Annotated in this window: 11 protein-coding genes; 6 read left to right on the top strand and 5 right to left on the bottom strand. The window is 66.3% G+C overall.

Going from position 1 to position 14,090, the window contains the following annotated elements; all coding sequences use genetic code 11:
• Window positions 1-376: 376 nt before the first annotated feature.
• Entirely contained in the window at window positions 377-2,395 is a 2,019-nt protein-coding gene (gene fusA, locus C7C56_RS04460; RefSeq protein WP_106756284.1) for an elongation factor G, read from the top strand.
• A gap of 147 nt (window positions 2,396-2,542) precedes the next feature.
• On the opposite strand, the gene C7C56_RS04455 is transcribed toward fusA, so the two are convergent.
• Together C7C56_RS04455 and C7C56_RS04450 are read right to left on the bottom strand one after the other, a co-directional pair.
• Window positions 2,543-2,962 carry a hypothetical protein gene (locus C7C56_RS04455; protein ID WP_106756283.1) on the bottom strand — a complete coding sequence of 140 codons (420 nt, stop codon included), beginning with the start codon at window positions 2,960-2,962 and terminating at the stop codon, window positions 2,543-2,545.
• A gap of 87 nt (window positions 2,963-3,049) precedes the next feature.
• Window positions 3,050-3,577: a LysR substrate-binding domain-containing protein gene (locus tag C7C56_RS04450; protein ID WP_106756282.1), complete on the bottom strand. Its 528-nt coding sequence runs from the start codon at window positions 3,575-3,577 to the stop codon at window positions 3,050-3,052.
• Window positions 3,578-3,647: 70 nt separating this feature from the next.
• Between C7C56_RS04450 and C7C56_RS04445 the strand changes: the two genes are divergently transcribed.
• On the top strand, window positions 3,648-3,962 hold the full coding sequence (locus tag C7C56_RS04445) for a glutathione S-transferase family protein (RefSeq protein WP_106756281.1): 315 nt from the start codon (window positions 3,648-3,650) through the stop codon (window positions 3,960-3,962).
• A gap of 222 nt (window positions 3,963-4,184) precedes the next feature.
• Window positions 4,185-4,838, top strand: coding sequence for a hypothetical protein (locus C7C56_RS04435; protein WP_106756279.1), 654 nt, complete (start codon window positions 4,185-4,187; stop codon window positions 4,836-4,838).
• Window positions 4,839-4,846: 8 nt separating this feature from the next.
• Here the strand turns inward: C7C56_RS04435 and C7C56_RS04430 are convergent, their stop codons facing one another.
• The 3 genes from C7C56_RS04430 to xth all read right to left on the bottom strand — a co-directional run bounded on the left by C7C56_RS04430 (window position 4,847) and on the right by xth (window position 9,786).
• Window positions 4,847-5,266, bottom strand: coding sequence for a hypothetical protein (locus tag C7C56_RS04430; protein WP_146204281.1), 420 nt, complete (start codon window positions 5,264-5,266; stop codon window positions 4,847-4,849).
• A 213-nt stretch (window positions 5,267-5,479) separates the two neighbouring features.
• Window positions 5,480-8,872 (bottom strand): PAS domain-containing protein, encoded by a 3,393-nt coding sequence (locus tag C7C56_RS04425; protein ID WP_106756277.1) that lies wholly within the window; start codon window positions 8,870-8,872, stop codon window positions 5,480-5,482.
• Window positions 8,873-9,003: 131 nt separating this feature from the next.
• On the bottom strand, window positions 9,004-9,786 hold the full coding sequence (gene xth, locus C7C56_RS04420) for an exodeoxyribonuclease III (RefSeq protein WP_106756276.1): 783 nt from the start codon (window positions 9,784-9,786) through the stop codon (window positions 9,004-9,006).
• 342 nt (window positions 9,787-10,128) lie between these two features.
• Between xth and C7C56_RS04415 the strand changes: the two genes are divergently transcribed.
• From C7C56_RS04415 to C7C56_RS04405, 3 genes are all read left to right on the top strand, one after another.
• Window positions 10,129-10,869 (top strand): hypothetical protein, encoded by a 741-nt coding sequence (locus C7C56_RS04415; RefSeq protein ID WP_307719021.1) that lies wholly within the window; start codon window positions 10,129-10,131, stop codon window positions 10,867-10,869.
• Between the two features lie 201 nt (window positions 10,870-11,070).
• The gene (locus C7C56_RS04410) at window positions 11,071-11,457 is read left to right on the top strand and encodes a cupin domain-containing protein (protein ID WP_106756275.1); all 387 of its coding nucleotides are present in this window, start codon (window positions 11,071-11,073) and stop codon (window positions 11,455-11,457) included.
• A 147-nt stretch (window positions 11,458-11,604) separates the two neighbouring features.
• Window positions 11,605-13,974, top strand: a complete 2,370-nt coding sequence (locus tag C7C56_RS04405) for a DNA polymerase II (RefSeq protein ID WP_219933104.1) — start codon at window positions 11,605-11,607, stop codon at window positions 13,972-13,974.
• Window positions 13,975-14,090 lie beyond the last annotated feature (116 nt).

Below are 14,090 nucleotides of genomic sequence, written 5' to 3'. Positions count from 1 at the left end.
CCCCTCCGTGAAACCACCACGATTATCTTGACAACGCCAAAAAGCGGGCCTATCCTTGCGACCATGAAATCAATGGACATCCTCTTTTTTACCTCCGCCCTCCCGGCGCGCTGCATGCAGCGTCCCGGGCCGCGACAGTGCGCCCCTTGATTCGCTCGTCACCGAGCACCATCAAAAAAAGGCCCACTCGGGCCTTTTTTGTTTTTGCAGTCCACCTTTTTCCACCACAGCAATCGCATCCAACTGGAGCATTTATATCATGAAGCTAGCCGACGAAGAACGCGCGCGGGACCACTGAACATGGGTGGTCGCATGGCTCCCGCTGCGCTTGTCAAAAGACAATCACGGCCGCCCGCCATGTTTAGAAAGTACCATCATGACTGCCACAGTCCATCGCGCCCACACGCGCAACTTTGGAATCATCGCCCACATCGACGCGGGTAAAACCACGCTGTCCGAACGCGTCTTGCTCAAGACCGGCGAAATCCACCGCCCCGGCGAGGTCCACGAGGGCACCGCCACCATGGACAGCATGCCCCTGGAAAAGGAGCGCGGCATCACGATCGGCGCCGCCGCCACGCGCGCGGCATGGAACGGCCACGCCTTCACGCTGATCGACACGCCCGGCCATATCGACTTCGCCATCGAAGTCGAACGTTCGCTGCGCGTGCTCGACGGCGCCGTCACCGTGCTGTGCGGCGTGGCCGGCATCCAACCGCAAACCGAGACCATCTGGCGCCAGGCGCACCGGCACGGCGTGCCGATGATCGTGTTCGTCAACAAGATGGACCGGGTCGGCGCCGACTTCGCACGCGTGCTCGCCCAGATCGGCGATCGCCTCGGCGCCCGCGCCGTCCCGCTGGCCATTCCGGTGGGCGCGGTCGACGCGTTCGAAGGCGTGGTCGATGTCCTCGGGCAGCGTTTCCTGTCGTGGAGCGCGGCCGGCCAGATGTCGTCGGCGGCCCTGCCCGGCCATCTGGCCGGCATGGCGGCGGCCGCCTATGCGCACGCGGCGGCAATCGCCGCCGACGCGAACGAAGGCTTGACACTCAAGTTCCTGTCCGACGACACCTTGTCGCGGGCAGAAATCGGCGTCGGCCTGCGCGCGATGACGCTTGCGCGGCGCGCGGTTCCGGTGCTGGCCGGTTCGGCCTACCGCAACGCCGGCATCGAGCCCTTGCTCGACGCGATCGTGGACTGGCTGCCCTCGCCCGACGAGCGCGCCATCCCCATGGCCGATCTGGATGGGGCCCCGGTGGCGGTCGGCACCAGGGACGGCGACCCGCTGGCCGCGCTCGTGTTCAAGGTCGTCCATGACGACCATGGTTCGCTGTCGTATGTCAGGATCTACGGCGGCACCATGCGCGAAGGCGATATGGTCTGGAACGCCTCGCTTGGCGCGCAGGTGCGCCTGGGCCGTTTGTATGTGGTCCATGCCGACCGCCGCACGGCGGTGGGCCAGGCGTCGGCGGGCAGCATCGTTGCCATGGCGGGCTTGAAAGAGGCGTTGACGGGCCACACGCTGTCGACCAAGGCCGTGCCGTATGTGTTGGAAACGATCCATGCGGGCGATCCCGTGGTCGCGCTGGCGCTTGAACCGGCGCACGGCACTGACCGCGGCAAGATGCTTGCCGCGCTCGAACGTTTCCGCCGCGAAGATCCGTCATTGCGTCTCGAAAGCGACGCCCTGAGCGGCGAGACGGTGTTGTGGGGAATGGGCGAACTGCATCTCGATGTGGTGCTCGAACGCATGCGTCGCGAAACAGGCGTCGCGGTCACGGTCGGCGCGCCCCAGGTCGCGTACCGCGAAACCATTGAAGGCACTGCCGTCGAGGTCGAAGGCAAGGTCTCCAAGCAAAATGGCGGCAACGGGCAGTACGCGCGCGTCGTGTTGCGGGTCGAACGGTTCGACGGCGTGTTTGCCTTCGACAACGCGATCAAGGGCGGCGTCGTGCCTTCGGCGTTTATTCCCGCCATCGAGAAAGGTGTGCGGCAGGCCTTGTTGCAAGGACCGCTCGGGCATCCGGTCACCGGCGTCAAGGTGACATTGCTCGACGGCGACCACCACGCCGTCGACAGCAGCGACATGGCCTTCACGGTCGCGGCCAAAGACGCTGTGCTGGCCGGCTTGAAACGGGCCCATCCGCGCATGCTCGAGCCCGTGATGGTGGTCACGGTCGATGCGCCCGCCGCCAACGCGGGCGCCGTGATCGGCGACTTGCAACGCCGCGGCGGCCGCGTGCTCGGCGTCGAAGAGCATACCGGCCGGGTCGAGGTGCAAGCCGACGTGCCGCTGGCCAGGCTGTTCGGGCACACGACGAGCCTGCGTTCGCTGTCGCAGGGACGCGCGTTCGCCAGTGCGGTGTACTCAAGGCATGCGGCAGTTGCCGGCTAGGAGTTTGGTAATGCGGCAAGGCGCAATGCGACCTTAAGCGAGGAGAAGGCCGGGAGATACTCCCGGCCTTTTTTTTCGAACCGGATTACAGGATGCCGCCGCGCGCCTCCTCCTTGATGCCATCCCGGGTCAACTTTTTAGAAGGTTTCAAAAACCTTTTTCCGCCAATAGCGCGAATGCCCATTGCCTGGCGGTGTCGAAATCGCGGAAGAAGCGGTATGGCGTTACGCCGATATAAAGTCGGGCGTATATCGGCTCGAGCAGCGAGCGCGCCTCGACATCGTCGGCGGCCACGATGCAGTTGCCGATGCAATCGAGGTGGTTGGCCCCGTAGCGCACGGCGCGGGCCAGGGCGTCGAGCGCTTCGGGCGTGCACAGGATCGACCCGCGGATGATCGTGATTCCCACCAACGCCCCGGCAGGGGGCGCCGCTTTGAGTTGATTGAAGGCGTCGGCGGCCCAATCCTCAACAAGCTCCTTGTTCCACGGGCCGGCCACCTCGGAAACGATGAGGTGCCCGTCGACATGGGTTTTGAACTCGCCGTGAGCCTGAAACTGGGGATTCATCTTGTTCTAATGTGAAGACTCGACCAGTGGCCAGTGTGCACCAGATTGACAGGGTGATCAAGATTGCACTGCTATAAATCGTGCCTTTCACGCCCCGACGGCCTTCCCCAACCCCGACACCACCGCCCCCGCCACCGACAACACGCTGTTGCAGCGGTACTTGGGCAGCAATCGCGGAAAGCGCGCATGGCGCCACTTGACCGAGGGATGCTCGGCCAGCGATTCGTCGAGCGCGATCCAGTCGGCGTCCTCGGGCGCCAGCGGAACCGGACGGCCGGCGAGGTAGGCGCTGGCCCCAAACAAGGCCGCCTTGATGGTGCCCAGGCGCGAACCGACCAGGTGCCCGGGCGGCTTGCGCGTGGCCCGGAACGCGATATCGGCATCGCGCCGGCTCAGGTTGGCGATCGCGTTCGAGGCCACCAGCTCAAGGTCGATCCGCGGATAGGCGCGCGCGAACTCGCCCAGCAGCGGCAACAGGAGCCCGTGCAGGATGGTATCGGTGGTCGTGATGCGCACCACCCCGCCCGGCTCGCTGCCATTCTTGAGCACGCTATCGCGCGCCTCCTGCAATTGGTCCTCGATGCGTTCGGCGTGGCCCGCCAGCGCCAGCGCCATGTCGGTCGGCAGATAGCCCTAGCGGCCGCGGTCGAACAGCATTTCGCCGAGGTCCTTCTCGACCCGCTTGATGGAGCGAAACACCGGTCGATGCGTCCATGCCCAGCCGGCCGGCGGCCCCGGCCAGGGTCCGCCCGCGCACCAGCGCGAGAATCAGTATTTCGCTGGGCCGCATTTCACTTTGGTCGACGCCGCGTTCGGGCCGGTGTTCCGCTATTTCGACGTCTATGACGGGGTGAGCGGCGTCGACCTGTTCGCGGCGGCCCCAAAACTGCGCGCCTGGCGCGCCGCACTGGCCGCGCACCCCTCGGTGCGAGGCGCGGTCGCACCCGACTATGGCGCGCGCCTCGCCGCGTTCACGGTCGGGCAAGGCGAATCCATTTAGGATTTGCATGCGGCAATCCGTTATGCTGTGGCATACGGGACAATTTTCGCCGGCGCGGCGCATGCATCGACCAGGATGGATTCCATGAACATCAAGCGATCCGCAGCGGCGCTCGTGCTGCTGCTGCAAGTGGCCGTGCTGTCGGCATGCGGCGGCGGTTCGGGCGGTTCCACACCCGCCCCCGCGCCAACCCCGACGGGGTAGACCGACATCAGCGTTTTAATGTTCGGCAACAGCCACACGGCCGCCAACGGCCTGCCCGCGATGCTCGAGGCGATGCTAAAAGCGGCCCGGCCAGGCAAGTCGGTGGCGGTGGTAAACGCGCCGGGCTTCCTGTTTCTCGACGAGCGCGAGCGCGACGCCGCCTCGCTCAGCCTGTTCCAGCGGCAGAAATGGAGCGCGGTCGTGTTCCAGGCCCAGCGCTATAGCAGTTCGGGCACCGTCGATTATTCGATCGCCGAGGCGGTCAATTGGGTCGCGCTCACGCGTGCCCGCCAGATGGTGCCGGTCATGTTTCCCGAATGGCCGCGGCGGGGCATCGCGGAAACCCCGCGCATCTTTGAACTGCACATAAGCATCGCCGCGCTGCAGCCGGCTTGCGTTGCGCCGATTCCGCAAGCGTGGGACCTGGCCTTGTCGCGTTTTTCAGACATCGTGTTGCACGCGTCCGACGGCAACCACTCGTCTCCGGCCGGCGCGTTTTTGACGGCGTCGATCCTGTTTGCCACGATGACCGGCAATTCGCCGCTCGATTTGCCCACGTTCCCCAATTTCGGCGTCGACGACCCGACCCAGCAGCGCCTGCGCGCGGTGGCCGACGACCAGGTCAAGTTGTTGTCGCCACACTTGTACTGTCCGAACGACGTGCGCTTCTGAGGACCGGCCTAAAAGCCTTTTTCAGCCAAGACGGCGAGCGCCCACGCCTTGCCGCTTTCGTAGTCGGGAAACAGGTCGTGCGGGGTATCGGCTGTATAGATGCGCGCGTACATGGGTGTGAACAGCGCGCGGCCCTCGACCCCGTCGGCGGCGACGACAAGATTGCCGATGCATTGCAGGCGCGCGGCCGTGTGGTGGATGACCTGGCCGAGCATGGTGAGCGCCTCCGGCGGGCACAACAACGAACCGGTGACGATGGTGAGCGCGATATGGGGGCCGGTTTCGGCCAGCGACCGGGCGACCGGACTTGCCGCCCTCATCCACTGAACGACCATTTCCTTGTTCCACGGGCCGTCGACCTCCGACACGAGAATGCGCCCATCGAGGCGGACTTTAAACTCTCCATGCGCTTGAAACGTGGTCATCATTTTCCAATGGAGGGCTAGGCGGCCAACAGCGAGCTATCGCGGGAAGGCGGCTAAGCGCGTCCCGCGCTTCTTGCGGCCGACTGTCCCAAAAGCGACGGGCTCCCGGGTTCGCGTTTCAGTGTGCATCAACTCGGCGCGCTAATCAAGGGGAACGGCGCCGCGCCGACATCGCGCCGCGCGGATGTAAATATGGAAAAAACTCGCCGACCCGGTTCACACGAGCGCGGAACGCCCCGCAATCTGCGCCAGCAACTCCTGCAAACTAAGCGCCCCGACCGGCTTGACGAGGTAGTGGTCGAACCCCGCCTCGAGCGCCACGGCGCGGTCGTGCGCCTGCCCGTAGCCGCTCACGGCGATCAAGGCCGGCACCGCGCCCGGGCTGGCGACGCGGATCTGGCGCGCCAGCTCGTTGCCGTCCATGCCGGGCAAGCCGATGTCGAGCAGGCAGGCGTCGAAACGGCGCGCGCCGATCCGCTCAAGCGCCGCACGCGGCTCGTGGCAGACATCGACCTCGTGGCCGGAGGTCTCCAAAAACAGGCCGAGCATGGTGGCGGCGTCGACATTGTCGTCGACCACCAGCACCTGCAAGCGCGCCTGCGGCGCGGCGCCGGCCGCGCCATCGGCGGCGCCCGTCGCGCCGGCGGCGCCGCGCAGCAGCGGCAGATGCACGGTGAACTCGCTGCCATGCCCGGGCCCCTTGCTGGCCGCCCTGGCCCGCCCCCCGTGCAGCTCAGCCAGCCGGCGCACCAGCGCCAGGCCCAGTCCGAGCCCGCCCTGCGAGCGGTCGGAGGTGCGCGCGGCCTGCGCGAACAATTCGAACGCGCTGTCGACCAGTTCGGGCGCCATGCCGATCCCGTTGTCGCGCACGCGCAACAAGATCCGCTCTTCGCCGGCCTCGACCTCGAGGTCGATCGCGCCGCCCGGCGGCGTGTATTTGGCGGCATTGTTAAGCAGGTTGGCGACGATCTGCACCAGCCGCTTCTCGTCGCCCTCGACCGTCAGCGCGCGCGCCGGCAGCTTTAGCGACAGCCGGTGGCCGCGCGCCTCGTTGAGCGAGCGCACCTGCTCGACGGCGGCCATGACCACGGCCTTCATGTCGACCGGGTAGCGGTCGAGCTCGACCTGGCCGCGCGTGACGCGCGATACGTCGAGCAGGTCGTCGATCAGGCCCGCCATGTGTCCCACCTGGCGGCTGATGATGTCGCTGACCTTGGTCAGGCGCGCGTCGCCCGTCGACAGCCTGAGCACGTCGGCGGCGGCGGCGATCGGCGCCAGCGGATTGCGCAGCTCGTGGGCCAGCATCGCCAGGAACTCGTCCTTGCGCCGGTCGGCCGTTTGCAGCGCCCGGTACATATTGGCGTTCTCGATCGCGATCGCGGCGCGCTGGCCGATGTCCTCGGCCAGCGCCACGTCGTCGGCGCCATACACGCGCCCGCTCCCGGCCGCGACGAACGAGATCAGGCCCAGCGTGCGCCCCCTGACCGCGAGCGGCACCCCGATGTACGAGCGCAGGCCGAGCGTGCGCAGGCCGGCCAGGCATTCGGGCGCGCCGGCCGACTCGGCCAGCATCGCATCGGTGATCAACGGCACGTGGCCGCAATGGCCGCCGCGGATCGCCTGCCAGACGCCGCCCCGGGCGTCGGGGTCGGGCGGAAAGCGCACGAACAGTTCGTGCACCAGCGCCTCCTTGGACGGATCGACGTGGGCCACGGCCACGCGCTCGATCGCGCCGTCGGCGCCCAGCAGGTCGACCGTGCACCAATCGGCGAACCCCGGCACCGCCAGCCGCGCCACCCGGTTCAGGGTGGCCGTCAGCTCGGTCAGGGCCGCCAGTTCGGCGCTGGCCTTGGCCACGAAGCGCAGATCCTCCTCGGTCCGTTTGCGCTGCGTGATGTCGACGCACACGCCGGCCATCTGCACCGGCGCGCCGTGCTCGTCGAGCGTCAATTCGCCGCGCCCCTCGATCCAGCGCACGCCGCCGCCGGGGTGGATGACCCGGTATTCGATGCGGTGGCCGCGCTTTTCGCGCAGCGCTTCCTCCACCTCGGCCGCGAGCCGCTCGCGGTCGGCCGGCAGCACCAGCTCGAGATAGGCGGCCATCGACGACACGCCGGCGCCGACCGGCATGCCGTGCAGCGTCTCCATGCCAGGCCACCAGATGCTCTCGCCACTGACGACGTCCCATTGCCAGGCCCCCATGCCGCCGACGTCGAGCGCCAGTTGCAGCCGCGTTTCGCTCGCCAGCAGCTTTTTGGCGCGCTCCTTTTTGAGTTCCGTCACGTCGCGCCCGACCCCGTACATCAGATCGCCCTCGGGCGCCAGCGTCCACGACAGCCAGCGGTAGCTGCCGTCACGGTGGCGCGAGCGCACCTCGAACTCCTCGACCGACTCGCCGCGCGCCAGGCGCGCCAACTGCTGCTGCACGCCGGCCTGCTGCTCCGGGTGCACCAGCTGCATGAACGGGGTCGACAGCGCCTCGCGCTCGGTCCAGCCCAGCACCGCCTCGAACGCCGGGTTCACGCTCAGCAGCGCGCCCGACTGCGAGGCCACCGCCAGCACATCGCGCGACATGCGCCAGATCCGGTCGCGTTCCGTGTTGCTCGACACGACCCGCTGTTCGAGCCGGCAGTTCAACTCCTCGAGCCGCGCCTGGCTGCGCTTTTGCTCGGTGATTTCGATGGTCGCGCCGACCATCCGGGTAGGGCCCCGGCCGCCCTCGTTCTCCGGCTGGGCCCAGGTGGCGAGCCAGCCGCCGCTGCCGTCGGGGCGCACGATCCGGAATTCGGCGGTGAACAGGTCGCCGCTTGCGAGCGAGGCCGCCATGTCGCGCGACAGGCGCTCGCGGTCGTCCGGATGGACCAGCGCGGTGAAGTCCTCCAGGCGCCCGCCGAACTGGCCCGGCGCCAGCCCGTGCAATTCGTACACCCGCTCCGACCAGCTGACCGCGCCGCTGACGAGGTCCCAGTCCCAGATCCCGATCTTGCCGGCGTCGGTCGCCAGGCGCAGCCGCTCCCCGCTCGCGCGCAGCGCCGCTTCGGCCAGCCGGTGCTTGCCCAGCAGGCGCGCATTGCTCACCACCGGGGCGGCCAGCGCGGCCAGTTCGGCCGCGAAGGCGAGCTCGCCGGCGCCGTAGCTGCGCCCGGAATGCGACATGAACAGCGTGAGCGCGCCGACCAGCTCCTCGCCGGCGCGCACCGGGACGGTCAGCATGGCCTTGAAGCGGAGCGTGCGCAGCAGCGCCAGGTGGCCCTCGCCCATGGCCACCTTTTGATACCAGGCGTCGTCGATGCCGGTGTGCAGCGCCGCCTCGCCCGACGACAGCGCGCACAGGTTCAAGCCGGTGGGTGCCTGGCGCCGCCACTCGGTGGCGGCGAGGATGGCCTCGGTCGCCGGGTCGAGGTGGGCGCGCGCCGTGCGCCTGACGCCGCCGTCGACGATCGCGTCGAAAAACCCGAAGTCGCCAAGCGCGGGCAAGAACACCCCGATCGTGTTGGCGAGCGTCTGGTCGAGCTCGAATGAGGAGGCGAGCGAGCTGGCAGCCTGCCGGATGACGGTCAGCTGCTGGAACGGGTCGAACGAAGATAAGACGACGGGCGGAGTGCTCATCTTGAAATTCTACAATTAATGAAGTTTTCTTGGGAAGCCTGCGCGAGGCGTGCGCAACATTTACCAAAGAAAATTTTTTCATCCTTTCAGGGTGAGGTTTTTTGCCAACAGCGGCGGCCTGATAAGTTCCGTTAGAAATTTTTCAGATCGAGCTCGATCCAGGTCGGGGCGTGGTCGCTGGGTTTGTCGCGGCCGCGCACGTCGCGGTCGACCCCGGCGGCCCTGAGGCTGCCGGCCAGTGCGGGGCTGAGCAGCAAATGGTCGATGCGCAGGCCGGCGTCGCGTTGGTAGGCGTTGCGGAAGTAATCCCAGAAGGTGTAGATTTTCTCGCCCGGGTGCATGGTGCGCAGCGCGTCGCACCAGCCCTGGGCGAGCAGGCGGTGGAAGGCGTCGCGCGTCTCGGGGCGGAACAGGGCGTCGCTGGTCCAGCGTTCCGGCTTGTAGACGTCGAGTTCGGTCGGCATGACGTTGAAGTCGCCGGCCAGCACCACCGGCGCGCCGCTATCGAGCAGCTCGGCGCCGCGCGCGATGAGGCGTTCGAACCATTGCAGCTTGTAGTCGAACTTGGGGCCGGGGGCCGGGTTGCCGTTGGGCAGATACAGGCAGGCGACCAGCACGCCGTCGACGGCGGCCTCGAGGTAGCGGCTTTGTTCATCCTCGGCGTCGCCGGCGAGGCCGCGGCCGACCTCCTGCGGCTTGCTGCCGCGGGCGAGGATGGCGACGCCGTTCCAGCTCTTCTGGCCATGCCAGATGGCCTCGTAGCCGGCGGCGTTGATGGCCGCCTCGGGGAATTTGTCTTGCGGCGCCTTGAGTTCCTGCAGGCAGGCGACGTCGGGCCGCGTTTCTTCGAGCCACCGCAGGAGGGCCGGCAGGCGGCTGGTGATGCCGTTGACATTGAAGGTGGCGATTCGCATGGTGACTCCGTTGGACGCAGGAAGCGCTATTTTGAACATAGAACAGCATAAGCGTACGCACGAATGGGCGGCAGCTCCCACCGTGTCATTCCCGCGAAAGCGGGAACCCATGCTGAATCCGCATCCATGCGCCGCTTCTAGATTTAAACCACAAAATTCGCGGGCCTAAATTTTTCGACGCCGCATTTCTGCATATTCAGTATGGGTTCCCGCCTTCGCGGGAATGACGGGCTAGCGGGTGTTGCTGTTGTTGGTGGAGTTGGTGGTGGCGAGGTTGGCGTTGGCCCAGCTCGTGCCTGCCAATTCGCCAACCAGCGCGTTTAATGGCACTATGACGCAACCTTGCGCCTGCAAACCTCACTGAAACAGATAATGCCGATCACCGAACTTCCTTTCCGGGCCACGACAGAGCAGGCCTGCGCGTGGCTTGCGGGTCAAACCGATACCCCATGGGCATTGGCGCGCCTGATCGAAAACGGGCTCACGCCCTACGTCTGGCTCGACTACGACGCCGCGTATCCGGCGCTGTTTGGCGATGCCAATGGCGGTTATGCGGCGCCGATTTTTTTCGAGGGCGACACCCAACGGCTTGCCGCCGGCAGCGCGGAGGTGCTCATCACCACCACCAAAGACGTCCACAAATTGGTGACGAAGCTGCCGCCACCGGGCTTTCGCCGGGAATTGCACGAGTTGCGTTTCTTGAAAAAGGAACTCGAGCGCCTGGCGGGCCGGCTCAAACGTGAGGCCGAACCGGCGCCGGTCAAGATCGAGGCCGCGCAGGAATCACTGGCCGGCATCAACAAGGAGCAGGTGCTGACCGCTTTTTCGCGCCTGGTCAAGATCGACCTGCAGCAGGCGCTCGACGAGGCCGGCGGCATCTTTGGCGACGATGGCGCGCGCGTCAAGGGCAGCGCCAGAAAAACGAAGAAACACGCCGTCTGGAATCCGATCACGCTCGCGCTGGGCTTGAATGAGGTCCACAGGGTGCCTATCGGGCATCTTAAAAGGGCATTCGGCACGCATGATTTCTTGCATGAGTGGGCGCCGGAATGGAACCAGTCGCTGGCACTGCTGGGAAAATAGTCGTACCAGCGGCGCCCTCCCCGCGTCGACCGGCGCGGCCACGGCCAACGCGGCCAATGCGACCGCCCTTGCGTGCTTGCGATTGCAATTGCAATTGTTGTACCCCCGTACCTTGCTTCCGCGCGCCCCCATCTCTTGTAAAATCCCCATTCCGGTAGCGCCCCCGCCTCGGGGCGCTCAAACCATCGTCTGGAGGACAGCATGTCAGGCTACAGCACCAACATCGAAGTCAAAACGCTTGAGGGCAACAACTACCGCGAAGTCCTCTACACCACGCCGCGCAGCCAGCTCGTCATCATGACCTTGCAACCGGGCGCCGAAATCGGCATGGAGCACCACGACGGCCGCGACCAGTTCATCCGGGTCGAGGACGGCGAAGGCGTCGCCCTCCTCGATGGCGAGGAACACGCGCTGTCGGACGGCATCGCCGTGGTGATCCCGGCCGGCACCGAGCACAACGTGATCAACACCTCGACCACGACGCCGCTGCGGCTCTACACCCTGTACATGCCGCCCGAGCATCCCGCCGGCACCGTCCACGAGACCAAGGCCGAGGCCGACGAGTACGAAAGGCTGCACGGCCACTGATCGCCTCGCCCCCGCCCGCAGGCATGTCCAGACGGACAGGGCCTGTTTGCTTTAAGATGCCTGACCGCATGTCGCGTGGCGCGATCATGGGCGCATTCCGTGCGATTTGCTTGCGATGAGCCGCATGGGCACTTGAAGGGCAGGACGTTGGTGGAACTACAGCAAGGCTTTCTTTTAACCCGACACTGGCGCGACACCTCCGCCGGGACCGAAGTCGATTTCTGGCTCGCAACCGACGACGGCCCGCGCCACGTTCGCCTGGCGGCGCAACCCTCGGTAGCGTTCATTCCCGCCGAGCAGCACGAACAGGCGGAAAAAATCCTGCGCGGCGAGCGCGGCTACGAGCTGCGCGCGCTCGACTTGTGCGATTTCCAGCACCGGCCGGTGCTCGGCCTGTACTGCCAAAAGTACCGCCACCTGCTGCAACTCGAAAAGCGCCTGCGCGAATTCGGCATCGACGTCTACGAGGCCGACGTGCGCCCGCCCGAACGCTACCTGATGGAACGCTTCATCACCGCCCCGGTCTGGTTCGGCGGCCAGCCGGGGCCCGGCGGCAAGGGCCCTTTGACGGGCGGCCAGATGAAGCCCGCGCCCGGCTACCGCCCGCAATTGCGGCTCGCATCGCTCGACATCGAAACCACCGCGCACGGCGACTTGTATTCGATCGCGCTCGAAGGCTGCGGCCAGCGCCAGGTGTACATGCTGGGCCCGCCCAACGGCGGCGACGAGCCGCTCGACTTCGATCTTGAATACTGCGACGACCGGCGCCAGATGCTCGAACGCCTGAACCAGTGGCTCGAACGGCACGACCCCGACGCCATCATCGGCTGGAACCTGGTCCAGTTCGACCTGCGCGTGCTGCAAAAACACGCCGAGCGCTACCAACTGCCGCTGCGCCTGGGCCGCGACGGCAGCCCGATGGAATGGCGCGAACACGGATCGCAAAACCACTATTTCGCCGCCGCGGCCGGGCGCCTGATCATCGACGGCATCGAGGCGCTCAAATCGGCGACCTGGAGTTTTTCCTCGTTCAGCCTCGAAAACGTCGCGCAAACGCTGCTCGGCGAAGGCAAGTCGATCGACAACCCCTACCACCGGATGGCCGAGATCGACCGCCGCTTCGCCGAAGACAAGCCTGCCCTGGCACGCTACAACCTCAAGGACTGCGAGCTCGTCACGCGCATTTTCGCCAAGACCGAACTGCTGACCTTTTTGCTCGAGCGCGCCAGCGTGACGGGCCTGGCCGCCGACCGCAGCGGCGGCTCGGTGGCCGCCTTCGAGCATCTGTACATGCCGATGATGCACCGCCAAGGCTATGTGGCGCCCAACCTGGGCGACATCGAGGGCGAGAACAGCCCCGGCGGCTTTGTGATGGATTCGCAATCGGGCCTGTACGACTCGGTGCTGGTGCTTGACTACAAGAGCCTGTACCCGTCGATCATCCGCACCTTCCTGATCGATCCGGTCGGGCTGGTGGTGGGCACGAGCGACGACGACCACGCGGCCACGGTGCAGGGTTTCCGCGGCGCCCGCTTCGCGCGCGACAAGCACTGCCTGCCGGCCATCGTCAACCAGATCTGGCAGGGGCGCGAAGCGGCCAAGCGCGAAAACAACAAGCCGCTCTCGCAAGCGCTCAAAATCATCATGAACGCCTTTTATGGCGTGCTCGGTTCGAGCGGCTGCCGCTTTTTCGACCCGCGGCTGGCGTCCTCGATCACCCTGCGCGGCCACGAAATCATGCACCTCACGCGCAAGCTGATCGAAGACCAGGGCTATCAGGTCATCTACGGTGACACCGATTCGACCTTCGTCTGGCTCAGGCACGCCCATACCGATGAACAGGCAGGCGAGATCGGCCGCGCGCTGGTCGGCCACGTCAACCAATGGCTGGGCGCGCACCTGCGCCGGGAGTTCGATCTCGACAACGCGCTCGAACTCGAATTCGAAACCCACTACCGGCGCTTTTTGATGCCGACCATACGCGGCTCCGAGCAGGGCAGCAAAAAACGCTACGCCGGCCTGGTCACCAAGCCGGACGGCGGCGAGGAAATGATCTACAAGGGATTGGAAACGGTGCGCAGCGACTGGACGCCCCTGGCGCAGCAGTTCCAGCAGGCGCTGTACCTGCGCATTTTCAAGGGCGAGCCGTATCAGGACTATGTGCGCGACTATGTCAGGCGCACCGCCGGAGGCGAGTTCGACGCGCTGCTGGTGTACCGCAAGCGGCTGCGCCGGCCGCTGGGCGACTACGAACGCAACGTGCCGCCCCATGTGCGCGCGGCGCGCATCGCCGACGACTACAACCGCCTCCATGGACGTCCGCTGCAGTACCAGAATGGCGGCTGGATCCGTTATGTGATCACGCTGGCCGGCCCCGAGCCGCTCGAGACGCGGCGTTCGCCGATCGACTACGAGCATTATCTGACGCGCCAACTGCAACCGGTGGCCGACGCGATCCTCCCCTTCGTGCAAGACGACTTTGAAACGCTGACCAGCCACCAGCAGACGTTGTTTTAGCGCCCGCCCGGCGACCAGGCCGCGCCAGCCGGTGCCGCCAGCCGTGCGTGCGTGTTGGCGCGTATATGCTAGGGTATAAGATGATTAAAAATTTGTGACTGTTCAGCCGCTATGCG

The organism is Massilia glaciei (assembly GCF_003011895.2).
Classification (GTDB): Bacteria; Pseudomonadota; Gammaproteobacteria; order Burkholderiales; family Burkholderiaceae_D; genus Telluria_A; species Telluria_A glaciei.
Note: the sequence above shows the minus strand (reverse complement) of the source record. Positions and strands in the feature narration are given on the sequence as shown.